Here is a 19,619-nt window from a genome sequence, read left to right as displayed (position 1 = left end):
CGACCCGAGATCGGCCCGGGCCGGTTAATGGTTCGCGTTCCGCCCGCACAGCCAACAGAATCGGCCGCATGGGCCACGTGGACGTGTCGGACGTCAGCTACCAGCTGCCCGATGGCCGCCCGTTGCTGACGGAGGTGAGTTTCCGGGTCGGCGACGGCGCCAAGGTCGCCCTGGTAGGCGCGAACGGATCTGGCAAGACCACCTTGCTCCGCATCATCGCGGGCGATCTCGAGCCGATGTCGGGAAGCGTGACCCGCGGTGGGGGCCTGGGGGTGATGCGACAGTTCGTCGGCACTGGACGCGGCACCGAAACCGTTCGCGACCTGCTGCTGTCCGTCTCCCCGCCGCCGATCCGCGCGGCAGCCGCGGCACTGGACCGGGCCGAACTCGCCATGATGGACCGCGACGACGAACCCACCCAGGTCGGCTACGCCGCCGCGCTCGCGGACTGGTCGGACGCCGGCGGCTACGACGCCGAGGTGACCTGGGACATCTGCTGCACGGAGGCGTTGGCACGTCCCTACGACGGTGTGCACGGCAGGGCCGTCACCACTCTGTCCGGCGGAGAGCAGAAGCGGCTTGTCCTGCAGGCGCTGCTGCGTGGCCCCGACCAGGTGCTGGTACTCGACGAACCGGACAACTACCTCGACGTACCCAGCAAGCGCTGGCTGGAGGAGCGCCTGCGCGAGACCGGAAAGACCGTGCTGTACGTCTCGCACGACCGTGAGCTGCTCGCCGCGACGGCGGACCGGATCGTGACCCTGGAAGGCGGCCGCGACGGCAACAGCGCATGGGTCCACGGCGGCGGGTTCCGGTCCTACCACGAGGCACGGCTGGACCGGCACTCCCGCTTCGAGGAACTCCGCCGCCGGTGGGACGAGGATCGCGCCAAGCTGCAGTCGCTGGTCGACACACTGCGACTCGCGAAGTCACCGAAGACCCAGGCGGCCGTCAGCCGGCTCACGCGGTTCGACGAGGCCGGACCGCCGCCGGAGCCGCCGCGCCGCCAGGACATCAGGATGCGCCTGACCGGAGGCCGGACCGGCGTACGCGTGCTGACCTGCGAGCGTCTCGCGCTGCGCGGCCTCACCGTGCCGTTCGACCTGGAGGTGTTCTACGGCGAACAGGTCGCGGTGCTGGGCGCCAACGGCACCGGCAAGTCGCACTTCCTCCGGCTCCTCGCGGGCTGGCCCGACCTGGACACCGTGGCGCACGAGGGCGCGTGGAAGCTTGGCGCACGCGTCGTTCCCGGCCACTTCTCCCAGACCCACGAGCGGCCCGACCTGCGGGGCAGGACACTGCTGGAGATTCTCTGGGCCGACCATGCCGTCCAGCTCGCCGAGGCGGCCCCGGCGTTGCACCGCTACGAGCTGACGGCAGCACGCGACCAGCGCTTCGAAACCCTGTCCGGCGGCCAGCAGGCGAGGTTCAAGATCCTGCTGCTGGAACTCGGGGTACGCCGCGACCGCCCAGAAACCGGAGCGGCCGGAGCCGGCGGAGGTGGTGCCGGCGGAGGTGGTGCCGGCGGGGGTGGTGCCGGTCGACGCAGCGGCGCCACGTTGCTCGTTCTGGACGAGCCGACCGACAACCTCGACGTCGCGTCGGCGGAGGCCCTGGAGTCGGCGATCGGCAGCTTCGACGGCACGGTCGTCGCGGTGACGCACGACCGCTGGTTCGCGCGGACGTTCGACCGGTTCGTCGCCTTCTCGGCGGACGGCACCGTCGCCGAGGTGCCGGAACCGGTCTGGGACCGCTGAGCGGGCCAAGCCCTATCCGTATGCCCCCGTGGGAAGGAAGCCGAGGAGGCGCTTGCGCCGAGGGTCGGCGTCGGCGTACACGTGGGCGGGCATCACGTAGTTCATGAACGGGAAGTAGCGGTGGCCGATGATGCGGTGCGCGTAGGAGACCTGGCTGACGTAACGGGTTCGGTCACTGAGATTGGGGTGGCCGCGGTGCCAGACCTGGCAGCTGAACATGATCGCGGTACCCGCTGTCCCGTAGGCGGTCACCAGGTCCTTCTCCCATCGCGTTCCCTGGAGGGTCGGAGGGCAGTGGGCGCCGAAGAGATGTGACCCGGGAACGAACTGCGTAGGTCCGTGTCGGAGTTCGGTCACGTCGGTGACGTAGTAGTTGCAGGTGAACAGGAGCACGGGCAGCCGTACGTTGGTCGGCGGGTCGCCGTGCGTCACGAGGTAGTGCGGCGGCTCGTCCTGGTGCCAGGTCGAGATGCCCGCCCGCGCGGGGGTGCGGAACGCGTTGTTGTGAACGACGTGCACGTGCTCTGGACCCAGACCTGGCCGGTCGGCGCTGATGAGTTGTTCGGCGAAGGTGACGATCGGCTCGTGGTCGAACAGCCGTAGGTTCGCCGCGCTTCGCTCGAACATCCGTACCTGGATCTCGACCTGACCACGGGAGTTCGGCGGTTCCCCGACGGCCTCGTCCAAGTCGCATCTCAGCTGCTCCACGAGGTCGCCGGGCAGTGCGTCCTTGACCACCAGGAATCCGTCGCGGTGAAACTTCGCGATCCACTCGTCGAGAGGCGGATCCGCGCTCGCCTGTACAGATGACGCTGCCTCCGGCATGAAGCCGTCCCTTCTCGATCGTCGGGTCGCCGTACGGTCTCATCCCCTGCGGATGCGGGCGCTAGACGCCCAGCACGTAGCGGGCGGCGGGGCTCAACCTGTCCCGGGTCCGCACCCGGAGGTACTCCGCCTGGTCCAACTGTTGGGGGACGTCGCGCCTGGCGAAGTAGGAGTGCATGGCCCGGCGAGGTCGGTCGGTGTCGTTGCGGGTGCCGCCGTGCCAGAGGTGACTGTTGAACACCACGACGGTCCCCGCGGGTGCGATCAGCTGGATCTCGTCCGGATGGGTGGCCGTCGGGTCGCCGCCCAGCTCGTCGGCGGGTGCCACGCCGCGTTTGCGGTGCGAGTCCGGGACGACCCGGGTGGCGCCGTTCTGGGCGGTGAAGTCGTCCAGCAGCCAGATCGAGTTGCACACCTGGTAGCCCTCCCCTGCCCGCAGCACACCCCAGTCGGTGTGGAGTCCCTGATGTCCCTGGCCGGGCAGGGCCGCCCGACTGTTGAGCGAGGAGAGGCGGAACTCCCCCAGCACGTGCCGGATGGCCGCGAGCACCTTCGGGTGGGTGAAACAGACGTCGAACATCGGGTCCTTGTTGACCAGGTCCGAGAGCCGGTCGGTGCCGGCCTCCTGGTGTACTTCCGCTCCCGCACGCGACCCCTCGATGACCGACAACTCGGCCAGTCGAGCGCCGAACGCCTCGACCTGCGGTGGCGAGAGGATGCCATGGAGTGGAGCGAAACCGTCGTTGTCGAGTTGCGCCCTGGTCTTCGCGTCGAGTAGGTCATCTCCTACGCCGAGGTCCCTCAGCGCGGCGTCCATGTCCATCTCGGGCATCCTCTGCACTCTGGCTCGGCGGCTCACGTTGGCGAGCGCGGCACGTGGTCAGCTTCCCATCGAGCTTGCCGCCGTCATGCGGACGTCGCCATGCACAGAACACGTGACGGCTTGCACGGTTCGCCCGAGCGCGGTGCGACGCGTCGCCAGAGATCCGAAATCGGTCACGAGGCCGGCCCAGAGGACGTGGGAACCACTCCACAACGCCTGGAACGACAGGGTTCTACTGGCCGCTCCGACAGACCGACGCCAACGCGGCCCTACTCCTCGCACGTCGGGCCGCGGAGCAGCCTCACTCGGTGGTGACAGGAACGTCCATCACGTTGGTGGGAAGAGTAGGGGTCGGCCACTCAGCTGACCGGCGCCACGATTGCCAGTGTTCGGCGAAGGGGCCAGTCCTCTGTTCGAACAACGCGATGACCTGGTCCCGTGCCTGCTTGACCCGGTGATGCTCAGCATCGGTGATGATGCCGAGCCGCCTACCTTGGCGATACTCGTCCTCGTCCTTCCATCGGAAGGAGAGATCAGGATCGATGACGAGGTCCAGGAGGAGATCAAGGGTATCGATCCCGATCTCAGTACGCCGGTAGGGTCGCTCGAAGTTGACGTACCACCTCGCGAAGTCGTTGTCGCGAAAGAACAGGATCACGCTGAAATAGCTTCCCGGCAGCATGAGGTTCAGAGTGGTAGTGCCTTGCCAGGTCCGCTTGCCCAGTTCCCATCTGCCAGAGGCGAGAGCAGTCAGGGCTTCAGCTCGCGACGACGTGTCGGCAAGGTGCAGCGATTCGGTTGCAACGAGTCCCTGGACGCCTGGCCACCGAGCCAGGGCCAGCAACTCGTCAGAGTCGGCTACCACTCGGCCCGGCCCTGCTGTCCACACTCTTCCGCGGAAGACATCACGTCGCACGGCTGTCGTTCCGACCTCGAACCGCTCTGCCTGCGTCGTCATGCCGGCCAAATCTACTGTGGGGCGGATGGCGGACCTCATCCCCGACTTCGGCCGCGGCGTACTCACGAAGTCTGGCAGAGGGCATCAGAACCGGGAGAACGTGATGACCCCGGACACGCTGTATCCGCTCGTGCGAGTGCCAGACCCCGGTTAGCCTTCGGAACATGGAGCTAGTCGTGACTCTGGACTGCCTCGACACCGAGGCGCTTGCGGACTTCTGGCTGGCGGCACTTTCTCCCTTGGCCTACCGCCGGTCCTTCGACGCCCCGCCGTACCTGAGCCTGGTGTCGGAACAGGGGCCTACCCTGCTTCTGCAACGGGTGCCGGAGCCCAAAAGCACGAAGAACCGGATGCACCTCGATCTCGGCGTCCAGGACGTGGACGCGGAGGTGGACCGTCTTCTCGGCCTCGGTGCCAGCACGGTCGCGACTGATCTGACCGAACACGGCTACCACTGGACGGTTCTCGCCGACCCAGAGGGCAACGAGCTCTGTATCTTCCTCAAACCCGAGTCCACGTAGGTCTCAGCCCGGCTCCGTTTGGCTGGCCAGCCGGGCTTCTTCACGCCCGACCAGGACGGCGATGTCCACCTCGTTGCCCTCCGGATCGGCGAGTGTCCACCCCTCCGGCGCCCCGTCGTCGTTCACGAGCTGTCCCCCGGCGGCAAGGGCTGCGTCGATGCGTCCTCGGGCTTGGTCGTCGGGCACGAAAACGTCGACGTGGATGCGGTTGCGCTGGTTGCGCCTGGCCTCCTCCGACGCGGGCATTTGCTGGAAGAAGATCGGCATGTTGAGCCGGCGCGGATCGTAGATGTCGGTGACTCCGGGCCGAGGGTCGTATTCGTAGCCGAGAAGAGCCCTCCAGAAGTCCCGGACCGCGGGGACGTCGACGGCGTCGATCCCGATCTGTACGAAGCGCAGACGAGTCGTGTCGGCGCTCAGCGCCATGCCGCGCGCCGCGCCTGGATCCGGCGAGCCAGGTCGGCGAACCGCTCGTCCTCCCATTGGTCCTTGCCGGTGTCGATCATGACGCCGTCCGGGCGCAGGTCGATCAGAAGCGGCAGGCCCGCCTCGTCGGCCAGGCCTGCCACGACGACAGCCAGCTCGGCTGCCCGCACGGGCGAGACGATCGGGTAGAAGGTCATCGCGCCGAACAGCACCCGCCAGTCGGCTGTCTCCCGTCTGTCGCCCAACTCGTCGCCCGGGAGGAGCGGGAGGACGTCGGCCTCGTTTCCCTCGGCGTCGGCGAGCGTGGCGTAACCCTCACCGTCATACGTCTCGTGGCCGCCGAGCGCCTTGACCGCCTCCACCGCTTCGAGGGCCAGCGCATGGGGACGAGCGATGTCGACGTGAATCCGATTGCGCAGCGGACGCGGCCGATCCTGCTGCTGGAACCAGATCGCCGGGTCCCGCCGCATCGCGTCGACGAGGTCGTCGTCCCCCAGCCGTTCGTAGCCGAGTGCGGCGTGCCAGAACGACATCACCGACGGCTTGTCGAGCGCGTCGATGGCGAGCTGTACGCATTGCAGCGCGGACGGATCGGCAGCCAGGTCGAGGTCCCGAGCCGCCGCCGAGACGGCCCGCGCCAGCTCCACGTCAGCCAGGCTCATGCCCGGAGAGCCGGACGCGCCGATCCGGACGTGGACCCCGCTGGCGCGCAGATCGACGTCTGGCAGGCGGCCCGAGCTGTCGGTGAGTTCAGTGATCCGGCGAACCAGCGCCGCCCCCGTCGTCTGCGAGGGCGCGTCGAACCAGGCGCTTGCCCCGAAGGCGAGCATCCGCCAGTGCTCGACCCCGGCGGCCTGCTGGAACTGCGGCGCGGTGAGCCGCTCGTCGTTGGCCATGGCCGAAGGATGCCACGGGCCACCGACAGCCGACGGTCAGCCGGATACGGACGCCTCAGGGTCGACATCAAAGGGCGGCAGCTCAACCAGGAATGGCTGCCGGCGGGAAGTCCGGCCAGGAGTTCGGCGCCTCCGGGTCCAGGTTGCGCAGGAGCTTGTCAAGGAAGCGTTGTGCATCGCGTAGAACCCGGACTGTGGTGGCGGGATCGATGGCACCGTCCCGCAGCGCGTCAGCGAGTTCGTCGAGATCCAGCACTTCGTAGCGCCGGCTGAGCGGAGGCACCACGATGTCCACGTAGAGGTCGTGAACCACCAGCCGCTTCGGGCCCACTTCCTCCAGTTCGACCAGATCGACGTACCAACCACCTTCCAACGCGTCGACGAAGATGACCGGTCGGGTGATCTGAACCGTTCCTAATCAGTGTCTAGGAGTGGCATCTGGTGCCGCGTCCTGGAACTGCGCGCATCCCGAACGGTGTTGGATGTGCTGGTCTCCCGCGTTCGCTGAGTCCCCGGCCGGCGACGTGCATCGTGTGCACGCTCCGTGACGGGTGGGCGGGTTCCCTCACGTCCTCGTGTGTCTGGTCCGGCCTGGGCGGTCCGATGCCCACGAGGATCGCTCTGGTCGTCGTGGGGCGGTGCCGTCCGTCGCCGGACCGGGTGCCCGAGGGCGCGTCGCCCGATCGCGATACCAGCGGCATCGTGTCGGGACATCTTTCGCTTGTTGCTGGTCAACGGCTTGCGCCAGTGCTCCTCGCCCCACATCGACGTGTACGCCGCATCGACGGCCACGATCGACAGATCCTGGGCAGCAGCCATGCTGAGGAGCCGGGCTTTGAGCTTGCCGGTAGGGATCCCGGAAACGAGCTGCCGAAAGCGTTTCTTGCGGCCGTGCTTCTCACGGGTCTTCTCGGCGGTGAAGTCCAGGTTCTCGATACCGATCGCAGCCACGCTGCAGCGTTTGGCCCAGTGCAGCAGGCGGCTGATGGCGTGCCGGATCTGGGCGTCACGGTGGTCGGCGGTTGCGGACAGGTCGTAGAAGAACCGCCTGGGTTCGCCGACGGGGTTGCCGTGCTGGTCGAGGTGGTAGGCGGCGAAGTGGTCGGCGTTGGTGTCCACGCCGACCATTGTCAAGCCCCGGGTTTCGTGGAGACTGATTTAGCTGGTTCCTGCCGCGGCCAAGACCGGGTTGGTCTGGGCGTGTGATGCCGTGCTGGCATCGGTCTGGGACGCTTTGGTGGCGTCGTGGTGGTGGCCATGCTGGGCGTCGGGCTGCTCGTCGTGGTCGTCAGGGTCGGTGGCCTGACGGGCCCAGTAGGCGGCCTCGTACTCGGCGGGCGGGACGTGCCCGAGCTCGCCGTGCAGGCGTCGTTGGTTGTACCAGTCGGCCCACTCCGCGACCGCGATCTCAAGGTCGTCGATCCCGCGCCAGGGTCCCTTCCGCCGACGCGCTGGACCGCGGACGAGCTCGGCCTTGAACAGCGAGTTCAGCGCCTCGGCCATGGCATTGTCGTAGCTGTCTCCTCTACTTCCAACCGACGCGACCGCGTCGGCCTCCTCCAGCCGCTGGGTGTAGCGCAACGCGCGGTACTGGGCGGATTCCAGTGGTCGTCGCAACACCTCGATGAGGAGGTGTGTGGATGGGGCGTCCGCCGGGATGGACGACAGCTGTTACGGGAAGGCCGGCGATGCGGTCGTCGGGTCGGCCAGGGGGCAACGCTCGCGAGGTCCAGCGACGGTTCTGGCGTGAGGTCAGGAAGGGATTGTCGAGTGAGGACGCGTCTGTCGCGTGCGGCGTGTCGGTGCCAGTGGGATCGCGCTGGTTCCGTGAGGGTGGCGGCATGCCACCGATCAGTCTTGCCGAGCCGTCGGGTCGGTATCTGTCGTTCACTGAGCGTGAGGAGATCGCGCTGCTGAGAGTCGAAGGCCATGGGTTTCGTCAGATCGCCTCACAGCTGGGTCGCAGCCCCTCGACGATTTCTCGGGAGCTGCGCCGCAACGCCGCCACCCGCGGCGGGCGTGTGGACTACCGCGCATCCGTTGCCCAGTGGCACGCCGAGAGTCGCGGTAAGCGCCCGAAGGTCGCGAAGCTGGCCGTCAACGATCGGCTCCGTCGCTATGTCGAACAGCGGCTGGCAGGAGTGGTCCGCGACGCCGAGGGCCGGCCGATCCCGGGACCGAACGTGCCGTGGAAGGGAAGGCGTCACGGCCGCCGCGCGGACCGGCGCTGGGGAGTTGCGTGGAGTCCAGAGCAGATCAGCAAGCGGCTGCAGGTCGACTTCGGTGATGATGAGTCAATGCGGATCTCGCACGAGACGATCTACCAGGCGCTATACATCCAAGGGCGTGGCGCCCTCAAGCGCGAGTTGACTGCCTGCCTACGCACTGGCCGTGCCCTTCGAGTTCCCCGCGCCCGCACCCGTGGACGGGGCAAGAAGTTCGTCACGCCCGAGGTGCTGATCACCAACCGGCCTGCTGAGGTTGAGGACCGGGCCGTTCCAGGGCATTGGGAAGGCGACCGTGCGACACGAAGCCGCACGAATTTGAGTGGACTGTCCAGTTGGAGAGGCGGTTGATAAGGCCGTAGGTGCAGTCACGGGTCTGTGTCCGTATGGCCCGTCCCCGCCCTTGACGTGCGACGCCGGTAACGGGGTGGTGCGAAGCTCAGGGGAAAGCCCAAGGACTCCCGTTCCATCCGGGAGTTACAGGCAAGGGGAAGACCGGACGGGTGAACGAAAGTGAACTCCCGATGATGCCTCGTGATCCCAAGCCTCGCCGATGGAAGTTCTTAGTGGGGTGTATGGCTAGCCGTTGTGAAGCGGTAGGCGCTGGCTGGTAGAGGTCACTCCGGCCAGGTGGACACCGCCGCCTCGGGGTAAAGGGAGCACCCACCCCGGTCGTATCTCATTCGTGTGGAACGTGGAAACCCCGTTGGGGTCCGGGCTGTTAGGAGCCCGGTCGGCCGACTGTGAGGAAGGCTAAATTCCCCAGCGGGAACAGGATGACCCAAGAAGCCAATGCCGGAAGCCGAAAGGAAACGGGAACCCGGGGCAGTATGGCCGGCCTCTCCGCCGGCCGCCCCGCATAACCGTCCGGATACGGGTGTGCTGCCCGGCCCGAAAGGGTGCTGACGTGGGCCAGGTGAGCCTGTGCAGAGATCACTGAAGAAAGACGACGGAACCGAGGGGCAAGTTGGACACCATGTTGATCGCGGGACGGAACGGCCTCGGTCGTTCTGCCGCCTCCGCGCTGGTGAACGGACCCGAGGGCGAAGACTTGGACTGGGCGTCGGTTGACTGGCGGCGGGTCGAGGAAGACGTACGACGTCTGCGGCAGAGAATCTTCACGGCATCGCAGGCAGGGGACCTGAGGAAGGTCCGCAATTTGCAGAAGCTGATGCTTCGGTCCCGCTCGAACACGCTCCTGAGCGTGCGACGGGTGACGGAGATCAACGCGGGACGTGCGACGGCGGGAGTCGACGGGAAGGTGGTGTTGCTTTCCCAGTCAAAGGCCGCTCTGGCCGACTGGGTCCAGCACCGTGCCCGACCGTGGATTCCCTGGCCCGTCAAGCGGGTGTTTATCCCCAAGCCGGGGACGAAGAAGAAGCGCGGGCTCGGGATTCCAGTGATTGTTGACCGATGCCTGCAAGCTGTGGCATTGGGTGCACTGGAGCCCGAGTGGGAAGCGCGGTTCGAGCCGAAGTCGTATGGCTTCCGGCCTGGCCGCGGCTGTCACGACGCGATCGGGGCCATCTACTCCACGCTCAACGGGAAGAACCCGCAGCGTGCGTGGGTGCTCGACGCTGACCTGACGGCGGCATTCGACCGTATCGACCATGCCCGGCTCATGGCGGCGCTCGGCACCTTCCCAGCCCGGGGACTGGTCCGGCAGTGGCTGAAGTCCGGGGTCGTGGATCGCGGTCGGTTCGCCCCGACCGAGGAGGGAACTCCGCAGGGCGGGGTTATTAGCCCTTTGCTCTTCAACGTGGCCTTGCATGGGATGGAGGAAGCCGCAGGGGTCCGCTATTACACCTCCGGCAGAGATGCCGGGAGTGCGCAGAGCGGTAGCCCCGTGCTGGTGCGGTACGCAGATGATTTTGTCGCGATGTGCACCAGCCGTGAGCAGGCCGAACAGGTCAAGGAACGGCTGGCGGTATGGCTGACGCCCCGGGGGCTCGCCTTCCACGAGGGCAAGACACGCATTGTCCACGCGGAGAGCGGGTTCGACTTCCTGGGATTCAATGTCCGCCGCTATCACGGCAAGCTGCTGATCAAACCGAGTGCAGCGGCTCAACGACGGATCCGGGAACGGCTGCGCACCGAAATGCTGGCCCTGCGAGGGGCCAACGCTGGTGCGGTACTCAAGAAGATCAACCCGATTGTGCGGGGTTGGTCGACCTATTACCGGACGGTGGTGTCCAGCGAAATCTTCACGGCGCTGGACAGCTACATGTGGAAGCTCGCTTACAAGTGGGCCAAGCACGGCCACCCGAACAAGCCGAAGCACTGGATCTGCGACAAGTACTTCGGCCGGTTCAACAAGACCAGGAGGGACCGATGGGTGTTCGGTGACCGCGACAGCGGCGCCTACCTGCTCAAGTTCTCCTGGACGAAGATAGTCCGGCACCAGTTGGTCAAGGGGAAGGCGTCCCCGGACGACCCCACCCTGGAGTCATACTGGGCTCAGCGGCGCCGCAAGGGAACACCTCTGCCAGTCGCCGCTATGACCGTGCGCCTCCTACAGGCTCAACACGGCCGCTGCTCGGTCTGCGGAGGGCTCCTGCTGCACGCCGACCACCCGCCACAAAGCCCACAAGAATGGGAAGCATGGCGGGTCGTCATCCGGAAGGCGATCTCCAAGCAATACATCGCATTCCCGGAGGAGAGCACGCCTGGCGATCAACGAGTCCGTCTCCTCCACACCCATTGTCAACGGCGGAACGGAGCCGCCGTGATGACGAGTCCCGCACCTTCTCCTGCCGGTGCGCCTTTCGGGCTTGCTTGAGCCGTGTGCGGTGAATAGCTGCTTGCACGGTTCTGAGGGGGCGGGGACGCAGTAATGCGTCCCCGCTACCCGACTCATCATCGGACTCAACCAATCGGCAATCGGGACGCTTGTCGAGCGCACCACGCGGTTCACCGTCCTGCTGCACCTGCCGCGGATGGAGAGCTACGGACTCACCCTACCGACGAAGAACGGCCCACCGTTAGCCGGACACGGCGCGTTGGCGGTGCGCGACGCGATCGCGGCCCAGATCGGCGGCCTGCCCGAGCAGTTGCGCCGCTCGTTGACCTGGGACCAAGGAGCCGAGATGGCTCAACACCTACAGCTGAAACTCCAAACCGGTCTGGACATCTACTTCTGCGACCCCCATTCACCCTGGCAGCGCGGCACCAACGAGAACACCAACGGCCTGCTGCGCCAGTACTTCCCCAAAGGAACCGACCTGTCGCGGCACAGCATCACCGACCTCGACGCCATAGCCTCCACCCTCAACACACGTCCCCGCAAAACACTCGGATGGAGAACACCCGCCGAAGCGTTCAAAGACCACCTATCCTTAGTTTCCTAGGACGGTGTTGCTACGACCCCTTGAACCTAAGCTGCACGCCTCTGTCGCTGTGATGGACCAGGCCGGCCACGTCCTGACTAGCGTGTTCACGCCGCCAGATACCCATCTGCAGCGCATCCAGTGCGAGCTCGGTATACAGGCTGATCGACACCTGCCACCCGACGATCATGCGGGAGTAGACGTCGAGCACGAAGGCCACATAGACCCACCCGTCCGCGGTGCGCACATAGGTCAGATCGGCCACCCACAACTGGTTCGGACGTGACGCGGTGAAGTCGCGTCTGACCAGGTCACAGGGTCGCTCGGTCTCAGCGGCCGGCTTGGTGGTCCGGGGGTGCTTGTCCCGGGTGACGCCACGGACACCTTCGGCGCGCATCAGCCGTTCGACCGTGCACTTGGCCACCTGATGGCCCTGACGGCGCATCTCGTGCCACACCTTCCTCGCGCCGTAGACCTCCAGGTTCTTCACATGCACCTCCTTGATCTGCTCGACCAGGATCTGGTCACGGACAGACCGAGCCGACGGCGGCCGGGACTTCTGCGCGTAGTAGGTCGACGGCGCGATCTCAGCAGGCGTTCCCTTCAACGCCGTCAGGACCGGCTGGACGCCACCGTGCTCCGCTTCCACGGAGTCCACGAACTCGACCTTCAACGCCGTGTCTATCGACTCGGACGGTCCAACTCCGCCGCGAAGAAAGACGCCGCCGACTTCAGAATCGAGTTCGCCCGGCGCAGCTCACGGTTCTCCCGCTCCAGCTCCGCCATCTTGGCCGCCTCCGACGTCGTCGTCCCCGGCGCCACCCCAGCGTCAACCTCAACCTGCTTCACCCACGTCCGCAACGCTTCCGGATGCACCCCGAGTTGGTCCGCGATCCGCTTCACCGCGCCCATCCGAGACCCCGGATCCTGCCGAGCCTCCACCGCCAACCGCGTGGCCCGCTCCCTCAACTCATCCGGGTACTTACGCTGCGCTGCCATCGTCCTCGTTCCTCCAGGCTTCGATGTCTCCATCTAACCCGGGGCGAGACACATCCCGGCGGCGCGGACCGCCTGGAGCGGGATCGTCTGGACCACCGGCCGCCTCCACGCCGCGGTGAGGTACCAGCGCCCACGCGCCACGTCCAGGTGGATGCGGTAGGCCACGGCCTGGTTCACCAAGATTCGGTCGCGCCACTCAGCACCCCGGTGCGCGAAGGCAACCTCGCAGGCCAGGACGTAACGACTGGGGCGATTCGGCGTATGGCAACCACGTCGTGGTCGCCGCGTGCCTGAAGGCCGGGGTCCGGTTCTCCGTCGTGCTCACCAAGAACCCGGCAGTCACCGCCGCGATCGCCTCCATCGCCGAGGACGCCTGGACACCGGTGCACTACCCCGGCGCGGTCACCGATCCCGACACCGGTGAGTTGATTTCCGACGCCGAGGTCGCCGAGACGGAGTTCACCGCCTTCACCTCCACCAAGCACCCGGTCACCGCCCGGCTGGTCGTGCGCCGGGTCCGTGACCGCGCCCGCGACCAAGCCCACGACCAGGCCGGCGATCAGGAGCTGTTCCCGGTCTGGCGTCATCACCCGTTCTTCACCAACAACACCGAACCCACAGCCGATGCTGACATCACCCACCGCCGGCACGCGATCATCGAAACCGTGTTCGCCGATCTGATCGACGGGCCGTTGGCTCATCTACCCTCAGGACAGTTCGCCGCCAACAGCGCCTGGGCCATCTGCGCAGCCATCACCCACAACCTGCTCCGCGCCGCCGGCACCCTCACCAGCCCCCGCCACGCCACCGCCCGCGGCGCGACGCTTCGCCGCCACATCGTCACCGTCCCCGCCAGAATCGCCCGCCCACAGCGCCGGCCCGTCCTGCACCTACCCGAGCACTGGCCCTGGGCGGAACAGTGGAACACCCTTTGGCACAACGTGTTCCGCCCCGCAACCGGCCCACCACGCGTCGCCTGAAACTACCCACCCGCCACCAAGGCCCGACCGGAGACCAAAGGAAAGCTGGGCAGACCAGCAGCCCCCGCCTGCCCACCCACCACCAACCACGAGCGACCCGCAACCAAAACCATCAACCCAGCGAGTCCACGGATTGAGGCTAAAAGACTCTCACAGACACCTATTCGAGAGAAGTTAGTCGACCCCTTCGTCGGGGATGACGAAGCAGCGATCGGTCGTGGGGTGGCCGGGAACCTGCCACTGAGGAAGGATCTCAACGTCATAGGCCACGATGTTGTCGCCGGTTCGGACACCGGAACACCATTGCCCGCTGCGGTGGTGGACACGTACTTCCTCTAGGGTCACGACCCACAGTATGACCGCGACCAGCTTCTGGTCTGTGGGCGTCAGCCTGGCAGGTGGGCGAGGCGCCCGGCGCGCTTCAGGGTCAGGACAGCGTTCACCGTCGCGTAGCCACGCCATTCCAGTGCCGCCGCTGGGGAGTAGCTGGCGAAGTCGACCGTCCAGCCGCCATCCTCCCGCTGTTGCGCGGCCAGCTCGTCCAGACCGGCCTCGATCACGCCGGCACCCAGCAGCGCGCTCGCCGGGCTACCGGGCACCGAGGCGAAGTCGAGTGCGCGCATCGTCTCACCTTCGCTGCCGCCCGCGACCGGAACCAGCCCGGTCTCCGGCACGAACCTGCCGAGCCGCTCCAGCAGGGGCGCGGCCGCTGGATACTGCTCGTACGCGGCGTCGAGGAAGCGGACAGCGAACGACAGCGCGATCGCGTGCGGCGCCGAGTCCAGGGCGGCGATGGTGTCGAAGCAGTACGTGGTGGCGCGGGCCAGCCAGGGATGCGCCGCGACGGCGGGGTCGTGCGCGGCGACCCGTAACGCGGCACCGGCGGCGAACGCGGTGCTCTGGAGCGTGGAAACCGTGTGCTCGGCCTGGGCCCAGAAGGGCGCGCAGGCAGCGGCGTCCGCCACCGGCAGTGCGAACGGAAGGCCACCGTCTGGCAGCGTCACCGAGTTCAACCAGTCGCACAACTCGACCGCACGCGGAGTCCGCACCGGGGCGATGTCCTCGAACACCTCGAACGCGTGCAGCGCGCCACCTGGCTGGCTTTCCGGCGCGCGCAGGTCGGGCTCCAGCCCCCAGCCGTAACCGCCGTCACCGTTGCGGTAGCCATCTACAGCGGCGAGCACGGCGACTGGCTCCGTTTCGCCCAGGAGGAACTCGAAGCGGCGCCGGTCGAGCAGGCGGCCATGGCTGGCGAGGAACGATGCGGCACGCGACAGGTCAACACTCATGCGTCCCATGATGGCGAATCTCGCGGAGCGATTCTTGAACAGATCGGACGCCTCATCGGCCCGCAATTGATCAGGACGACGGCAGGCGTTGGGAACGAGATTCCGTCACCCGATGATCCTGGACCGTCCGCTCCAGATCCGGCTTCAGTTCCGCCGATGTTCGCGGCCCCTTCCTAGCGTCCTTCGCATGGAGCATCCAACGTCCCAAGCCCCGGTCGACGGTGACGTGCTCGAATTCATCAGATCCCGACTTCCGGGGTTCTCTCCGGCAGAGCGGCGTGTCGCGGAGGCGGTTCTCGAGACGCCCGGGAACGTCCTGCACATGTCGGCGGCTCGGTTGGCAAAAGCATCAGGGAGTTCGGTCGGGTCGGTCGTGCGTTTCTGCCATGCGCTCGGCCTGCCCGGCTACCAGGACTTCAAGATTAGGCTCGCCCAACGAAGTGCGCCTGCCTGGAGCCCGTCGACCAGGTCAGTGGACCGCGCCTCGTCCAACCCCGCCCAGAAGGTGTTCGCGGACATAGCCGACGCCCTGGTCGACACCGCGCACGCGATGGACGTCGCCATGCTGGACCGGGTCGCCGACCTGCTGATCAACGCGCAACGGATTCTGATCGTCGCGACCGGAACGTCCTCCCCCATCGCGGCGGACATGGCCTACCGGCTGACCAGCATCGGTCTACCGGTGTCGTATCCCGTCGAGGTGGACACCCAGCAGGCGGCCGCCCACAGCCTGGGCTGCAAGGACGTGTGTCTGGCGATCAGCCACTCCGGGCGGACCCCTTCCACCATCGATTCCATCCGGATCGCGATCACCAACCAGACACCCACGGTCGCCCTGACCAGCTTCGCGAACTCCCGGTTGAGCGGAATCGCGGAGGCGGTGCTGGTCGCTGGCAGCAGGCCAGCCGGGGTCCGCTCGGAGGAGATGGCGAGCCGCCTCGTCCATCTCGCCGTGCTCAACGCGCTCTGTGTCCTGATCGTGCGCCGCTCCGGCCGGGACCGGATCGGATCGTCAAAGGACTGCCAGCGGGTGAGCCTTCAGTGTCGTCACGACATGGGGCCAGCTGGTGCGGTCGTCGACGAGCGCGAAGTCGGCGACCAGGCCGGGCGCGATCCGGCCCCTGTCCCCCAACCCGGCAACGGCGGCCGGGCCGGCGGTGACCAGGGCGACCGCCTCGGGCAGGGACGTGAGGCCTCGGCGGACAAGGGCGGCGACGCTACCGAGTAGCCCCGTCGGAAGGTAGTCCGACGCCAGGGCGTCGACCAGACCGTGGGAGATCAGCTCGGTGGCGGCGACGTTGCCGGAGTGTGACCCACCCCGGAGCACGTTCGGTGCGCCGGCGACGACCAACAGCCCGACCTCGCGGGCGCGCCGCGCCGCCTCGAGGGTGGTCGGGAACTCCGCGACTCTGCCACCGCGCTCGACCAGTGCGTCGACGGCTTCGGCCGAGTCCGGGTCATGGCCGAGCAGCCGGACCCGACCCGCACGTACCAAGCCTTCGATCCAGCTGAAGTTGGCCTCCCGGACGTGATCGGTCAGGTGGGCCTCGGCCATCCGCCGCGCGACCTGTGCGGTCACCTCCGCACGGTCCGCGCCACTGGCCACCCGGGCGTCGACGAAGTGCGCGACGTTCGCGTACTGGCCCTGGCCGGGGGTGTGGTCCTCGTGCGACAGCAGGATCGGCTCGGCATCCTCGGCGTGCGCCCGCAACCGTTCACGGAGCGAGTTCGCCCCATCCTCTGAGCGGATGGCGAAGCGGTGCAGGACCCGGTGGTCGACCCGGTGGTCGACCCGGGCGCTTCGATGCCGGTCGACCGTCTCACAGATGTCCAGGGCGGTGGTCGGGGTACGGGTCACGCCGTGGGCGGTCTTGTTCTGGAACGCCGCTCCGTGGAAGATCGTGGTCACGCCCGCACCGACGAGTTTGGTCTCGAACGAGGCCAGCGCGAAGTCCCAGGGAAGCACCGCGGTCGGGCGTGGCACCCGCTCTTTCTCCAGAGCATCGCTGTGGACGTCGATCAGCCCCGGCATCAGCACCAGGCCGCCACCGTCGACGTCTCCGACCAGCGGGTGCTTCCGCTCGACGACCGCGACGATGACACCCCGCTCGACGACGACACTCGCCGGGTCGGTGACCCGGTCGTCGAGGACGACCCGGACGTTCGACACGACGTACGACGACGGAGTTCGGCCCAGTGACCAGGGCAGCGGGGACGACGACCGTTGGTCCCCGGACGACAGCGAGAGCGTGTCGCTCACGCGTACACCTCCTCGAGGCCACGCACCCCGCTGCCGAGCACCTCGTCCGGTGTCCCGTCCGCGGTGATCACGCCGTTCTCCATCAGCAGAACCCGACTCGCGACACGACGGATGATCGTCATGTCGTGGTAGATCGCCAACACGCTCACGTCCTGGTGCCGGAGGTCCTCGATGACGGTCAGCGCGCGTGCCCGGTTGGCCGGATCCAGCGCCGACACCGGCTCGTCGAGCAGCAGGAGACGGGGCGGGCTGACGGTGCCGGCGGCCAGGTTGACCCGCTGGCGCTCGCCGCCGGACAACACGCTGCAGTCCACGTCCCACAGCCGCTCCTCCACCCCCAGCTTGGCCAGCGAGGCGGCGGCGGCCTCCTCCCCCGCCGCCGGCGACAACCCACGCCGCCTGGCCGCGTTGGTGACCAGCCGCAAGGGTCCCTGTCGTGGCGGCGCGTCGAGAAACTGGGAGACATAGCCGAAGTCACGACCGCGGAGCCGCACCATCGTGCGGTCGTCGAGCGCGGTCAGGTCGGTGGTTCGGCCACCGTCGTGCACCTGCACTGTCCCCGTGTCGGGCAGGTAGTTCCGGTAGATGCACCGCAGCAAGCTGGACTTGCCTGCCCCACTGGCTCCGATGACGGCCAGGTGCTCGCCGGCGTACAGGGTGAACGACACCGACCGCAGCGAGACCACCTCCCGACCGATCGCGTGCAGGGTGAAGGTCTTGGTCAGGTCGCGCACCGACAGGACCGGAGCCGGGTGGGTCAGGTCTTGGCCAGTCGCCTCGGGATGAGTCATGTCTGGCTGGGTCACGGCTGGCTGGGTCACGTCAGGATGGGTCATGGTGGCCTCTCAGCTGCGCGCCGCAGCGACGAGCTGCTGGGTGTGGGGGTGGTGGGGGTCGGCGAACAGCTGGTCGGTGAGTCCGCTCTCGACGAGGTGGCCGTTGCGCATGACGACGGTCCGGTCGGTGAGCGCGCCGATCACGGAGAAGTCGTGACTGACCACGACGACGGCGATCTCCCGTTCGGCGAGCAACTCACGGAGCAGGTCGAGGACGCCAGCGGCTACCGAGGCGTCCAGGCCCGTCGTCGGCTCGTCGAGGAGCAGCACCTGGGGATCGGTGGCCAACGCCTTGGCGATCTGGACGCGCTGTCGCATGCCGCCTGAGAACTGGCCCACCACGTCGTCCATCCGGTGACGAGGCACCTCCACGCGGTCCAACAGCTCCGTGGCGCGTTGCCGGATGGCGTGATAGGACCGCCAACCCCGGCCCGGAGCTCGACGAAACGTGGCGTCAGCCCGGTGACCGTCAGGTCCGCGTTGACCTTCACACCGGGGCCGGTCAGCCGCAGCCGCAGAGCCGGCCGGTCGTTCGGCGCGGTGGTGTCCCCGAGCCCGGTCACCCGCTGACACAGCAGCGCACCGAACTCCGGTGACCAGTGGGAACCGAGCGACAGGTCGGTCATCTCCGCAGACTCCGCGAAGGCAAGGGCGAACCGCGCGCGGGCCGGCTCCCTGACCTTCGCGCCGGTCACCCTCGCGAGCAGATCGGCGGCTTCGCGTGCGCCGGGGACCTCGGCGGCGTCCAGACCGGTCAGTGGGGTCATCAGGTCGGTGAGGGCGAGCACGGGTGCAACGACCGCCGGGACCGAGTCCGGTACGCAGCCGGCAGGCAGACGCGTGACCATGCCGGGCCGGGCGAGAGCCGTCAGGCAGGCGCGGAAGACCTGCTGGGACGTGTCACCGGGCAGCGCTCGCAGCGTCGGCCAGTCGTTCGGCGCCGTGCAGGGTGGTGTGGTGGCCGTGAGGGTCATGGGATCTCCTCGAACTCGACGATGGTCGGAGCGAGCCGCTCCCACTCGGCGGAGCGGTTCTCCTTGCGGCGTTGCCGGCCGGCGTGGCACAGCGCGACGATCTCTGCCGCGTACGGACCGTTCGCTTCGAACTCGGCCGCACAGATGGCGGCCGCGAGCGTGGCCATACGGTCCGAGCCCATCCGCATCGCCCAGCCCTGGTGACCGTGCAGGGTCACCTCGGCCTGACAGGCCAGGACATCGGCGAGGATGAACCGCTGCTCGGCGACCGGTTCACGCACCTGGGTGACCACCGTGCCGACCGTGGGCGGCCGGGTGATGACGAGGGCGGCATCGCCGGCCACGCAGGCCGCCGCGAGCGCGATCACGTCGCCGGACTCGGCCTGGTTCAGCTCGGCGCAGATCTCCTCGCGGGTCATCTCGCCCAGTGGGGGTGCGGTCATGTGTTGCCACCTTCGTTCAGGAATCGGTAGGGCGTCGGCCGGGCGAGGCGGAGAGGGTCGGCCCGAGGATTCATCCCGACA

At 67.6% G+C, this 19,619-nt stretch carries 20 protein-coding genes and 7 pseudogenes; 8 read left to right on the top strand and 19 right to left on the bottom strand.

The window, feature by feature from the left end; translation table 11 throughout:
• Positions 1 to 68 precede the first annotated feature (68 nt).
• Positions 69 to 1,757, top strand: a complete 1,689-nt coding sequence (locus HEB94_RS28555) for an ATP-binding cassette domain-containing protein (protein WP_192752741.1) — start codon at positions 69 to 71, stop codon at positions 1,755 to 1,757.
• Positions 1,758 to 1,769: 12 nt separating this feature from the next.
• On the opposite strand, the gene HEB94_RS28550 is transcribed toward HEB94_RS28555, so the two are convergent.
• The 3 genes from HEB94_RS28550 to HEB94_RS28540 all read right to left on the bottom strand — a co-directional run bounded on the left by HEB94_RS28550 (position 1,770) and on the right by HEB94_RS28540 (position 4,249).
• Positions 1,770 to 2,582, bottom strand: a complete 813-nt coding sequence (locus tag HEB94_RS28550; RefSeq protein WP_192752740.1) for a phytanoyl-CoA dioxygenase family protein — start codon at positions 2,580 to 2,582, stop codon at positions 1,770 to 1,772.
• 61 nt (positions 2,583 to 2,643) lie between these two features.
• Positions 2,644 to 3,414, bottom strand: coding sequence for a phytanoyl-CoA dioxygenase family protein (locus HEB94_RS28545; RefSeq protein ID WP_238361656.1), 771 nt, complete (start codon positions 3,412 to 3,414; stop codon positions 2,644 to 2,646).
• A gap of 292 nt (positions 3,415 to 3,706) precedes the next feature.
• Positions 3,707 to 4,249 (bottom strand): DUF402 domain-containing protein, encoded by a 543-nt coding sequence (locus HEB94_RS28540; protein WP_202896602.1) that lies wholly within the window; start codon positions 4,247 to 4,249, stop codon positions 3,707 to 3,709.
• A gap of 139 nt (positions 4,250 to 4,388) precedes the next feature.
• Here HEB94_RS28540 and HEB94_RS52765 point away from each other — a divergent pair, with 139 nt between their 5' ends.
• Together HEB94_RS52765 and HEB94_RS28535 are read left to right on the top strand one after the other, a co-directional pair.
• The gene (locus tag HEB94_RS52765) at positions 4,389 to 4,517 is read left to right on the top strand and encodes a hypothetical protein (protein ID WP_273376620.1); all 129 of its coding nucleotides are present in this window, start codon (positions 4,389 to 4,391) and stop codon (positions 4,515 to 4,517) included.
• A gap of 10 nt (positions 4,518 to 4,527) precedes the next feature.
• Entirely contained in the window at positions 4,528 to 4,884 is a 357-nt protein-coding gene (locus tag HEB94_RS28535; protein ID WP_192752739.1) for a VOC family protein, read from the top strand.
• A 3-nt stretch (positions 4,885 to 4,887) separates the two neighbouring features.
• Here the strand turns inward: HEB94_RS28535 and HEB94_RS51230 are convergent, their stop codons facing one another.
• From HEB94_RS51230 to HEB94_RS54825, 5 genes and pseudogenes are all read right to left on the bottom strand, one after another.
• Complete coding sequence (locus tag HEB94_RS51230; RefSeq protein WP_238361655.1) at positions 4,888 to 5,310, bottom strand: VOC family protein; 423 nt, start codon at positions 5,308 to 5,310, stop codon at positions 4,888 to 4,890.
• Complete coding sequence (locus HEB94_RS28530; RefSeq protein ID WP_238361654.1) at positions 5,301 to 6,206, bottom strand: VOC family protein; 906 nt, start codon at positions 6,204 to 6,206, stop codon at positions 5,301 to 5,303. The genes HEB94_RS51230 and HEB94_RS28530 overlap by 10 nt, the downstream gene beginning before the upstream one ends.
• Before the next feature lie 82 nt (positions 6,207 to 6,288).
• Positions 6,289 to 6,579: a ribonuclease FAU-1 family protein gene (locus HEB94_RS28525; RefSeq protein ID WP_202896601.1), complete on the bottom strand. Its 291-nt coding sequence runs from the start codon at positions 6,577 to 6,579 to the stop codon at positions 6,289 to 6,291.
• Positions 6,580 to 6,620: 41 nt separating this feature from the next.
• On the bottom strand, positions 6,621 to 7,325 hold the full coding sequence (locus HEB94_RS28520; RefSeq protein ID WP_202896600.1) for a hypothetical protein: 705 nt from the start codon (positions 7,323 to 7,325) through the stop codon (positions 6,621 to 6,623).
• Between the two features lie 276 nt (positions 7,326 to 7,601).
• Positions 7,602 to 7,799 (bottom strand): annotated as a pseudogene (locus HEB94_RS54825) (IS3 family transposase); the annotation flags it as partial.
• A gap of 47 nt (positions 7,800 to 7,846) precedes the next feature.
• On the opposite strand from HEB94_RS54825, the pseudogene HEB94_RS28510 reads away from it, so the two are divergent.
• The 3 genes and pseudogenes from HEB94_RS28510 to HEB94_RS28500 form a co-directional block, all read left to right on the top strand.
• A pseudogene (locus HEB94_RS28510) lies at positions 7,847 to 8,725 on the top strand (transposase); the annotation flags it as partial.
• A gap of 682 nt (positions 8,726 to 9,407) precedes the next feature.
• A complete protein-coding gene (gene ltrA, locus HEB94_RS28505) occupies positions 9,408 to 11,210 on the top strand; it encodes a group II intron reverse transcriptase/maturase (RefSeq protein ID WP_192752737.1) in 1,803 nt (600 codons plus the stop codon).
• Between the two features lie 73 nt (positions 11,211 to 11,283).
• Positions 11,284 to 11,778: pseudogene (locus HEB94_RS28500) on the top strand (IS30 family transposase); the annotation flags it as partial.
• Between the two features lie 10 nt (positions 11,779 to 11,788).
• Here the strand turns inward: HEB94_RS28500 and HEB94_RS28495 are convergent.
• Genes HEB94_RS28495 through HEB94_RS28485 form a run of 3 tightly spaced genes read right to left on the bottom strand, consistent with a single transcriptional unit; the run spans position 11,789 to position 12,933 of the window.
• On the bottom strand, positions 11,789 to 12,430 hold the full coding sequence (locus HEB94_RS28495; RefSeq protein ID WP_238361653.1) for an IS3 family transposase: 642 nt from the start codon (positions 12,428 to 12,430) through the stop codon (positions 11,789 to 11,791).
• An 8-nt stretch (positions 12,431 to 12,438) separates the two neighbouring features.
• Positions 12,439 to 12,756, bottom strand: a complete 318-nt coding sequence (locus tag HEB94_RS28490) for a transposase (protein WP_192752735.1) — start codon at positions 12,754 to 12,756, stop codon at positions 12,439 to 12,441.
• A gap of 33 nt (positions 12,757 to 12,789) precedes the next feature.
• Entirely contained in the window at positions 12,790 to 12,933 is a 144-nt protein-coding gene (locus tag HEB94_RS28485; RefSeq protein ID WP_202896599.1) for a hypothetical protein, read from the bottom strand.
• 71 nt (positions 12,934 to 13,004) lie between these two features.
• On the opposite strand from HEB94_RS28485, the pseudogene HEB94_RS28480 reads away from it, so the two are divergent.
• Positions 13,005 to 13,736, top strand: a pseudogene (locus HEB94_RS28480) (transposase); the annotation flags it as partial.
• A gap of 174 nt (positions 13,737 to 13,910) precedes the next feature.
• On the opposite strand, the gene HEB94_RS28475 reads toward HEB94_RS28480, so the two are convergent.
• Positions 13,911 to 14,081, bottom strand: a complete 171-nt coding sequence (locus HEB94_RS28475; RefSeq protein WP_192752734.1) for a hypothetical protein — start codon at positions 14,079 to 14,081, stop codon at positions 13,911 to 13,913.
• 41 nt (positions 14,082 to 14,122) lie between these two features.
• A complete protein-coding gene (locus HEB94_RS28470) occupies positions 14,123 to 15,025 on the bottom strand; it encodes a hypothetical protein (RefSeq protein WP_192752733.1) in 903 nt (300 codons plus the stop codon).
• A gap of 112 nt (positions 15,026 to 15,137) precedes the next feature.
• Between HEB94_RS28470 and HEB94_RS51225 the strand changes: the two are divergent.
• Positions 15,138 to 15,917: pseudogene (locus HEB94_RS51225) on the top strand (MurR/RpiR family transcriptional regulator); the annotation flags it as partial.
• A gap of 120 nt (positions 15,918 to 16,037) precedes the next feature.
• On the opposite strand, the gene HEB94_RS51220 reads toward HEB94_RS51225, so the two are convergent.
• From HEB94_RS51220 to HEB94_RS28445, 6 genes and pseudogenes are all read right to left on the bottom strand, one after another.
• The gene (locus HEB94_RS51220) at positions 16,038 to 17,285 is read right to left on the bottom strand and encodes an alpha-D-ribose 1-methylphosphonate 5-triphosphate diphosphatase (RefSeq protein WP_337918035.1); all 1,248 of its coding nucleotides are present in this window, start codon (positions 17,283 to 17,285) and stop codon (positions 16,038 to 16,040) included.
• Positions 17,282 to 18,076, bottom strand: a complete 795-nt coding sequence (locus tag HEB94_RS28460) for an ATP-binding cassette domain-containing protein (RefSeq protein ID WP_192752731.1) — start codon at positions 18,074 to 18,076, stop codon at positions 17,282 to 17,284. Before HEB94_RS28460 ends, HEB94_RS51220 begins: the two co-directional genes overlap by 4 nt.
• Before the next feature lie 54 nt (positions 18,077 to 18,130).
• Positions 18,131 to 18,391 (bottom strand): hypothetical protein, encoded by a 261-nt coding sequence (locus HEB94_RS49560; RefSeq protein ID WP_202897947.1) that lies wholly within the window; start codon positions 18,389 to 18,391, stop codon positions 18,131 to 18,133.
• Positions 18,392 to 18,424: 33 nt separating this feature from the next.
• Positions 18,425 to 18,472, bottom strand: a pseudogene (locus tag HEB94_RS54820) (hypothetical protein); the annotation flags it as partial.
• Positions 18,473 to 18,564: 92 nt separating this feature from the next.
• Positions 18,565 to 19,095: pseudogene (locus HEB94_RS28450) on the bottom strand (phosphonate C-P lyase system protein PhnH); the annotation flags it as partial.
• The gene (locus HEB94_RS28445) at positions 19,092 to 19,538 is read right to left on the bottom strand and encodes a phosphonate C-P lyase system protein PhnG (protein WP_202896597.1); all 447 of its coding nucleotides are present in this window, start codon (positions 19,536 to 19,538) and stop codon (positions 19,092 to 19,094) included. The pseudogene HEB94_RS28450 and the gene HEB94_RS28445, both read right to left, overlap by 4 nt.
• Positions 19,539 to 19,619 lie beyond the last annotated feature (81 nt).

Source organism: Actinopolymorpha pittospori, assembly GCF_014873875.1.
Lineage (GTDB): Bacteria > Actinomycetota > Actinomycetes > Propionibacteriales > Actinopolymorphaceae > Actinopolymorpha > Actinopolymorpha pittospori.
Note: the sequence above shows the minus strand (reverse complement) of the source record. Positions and strands in the feature narration are given on the sequence as shown.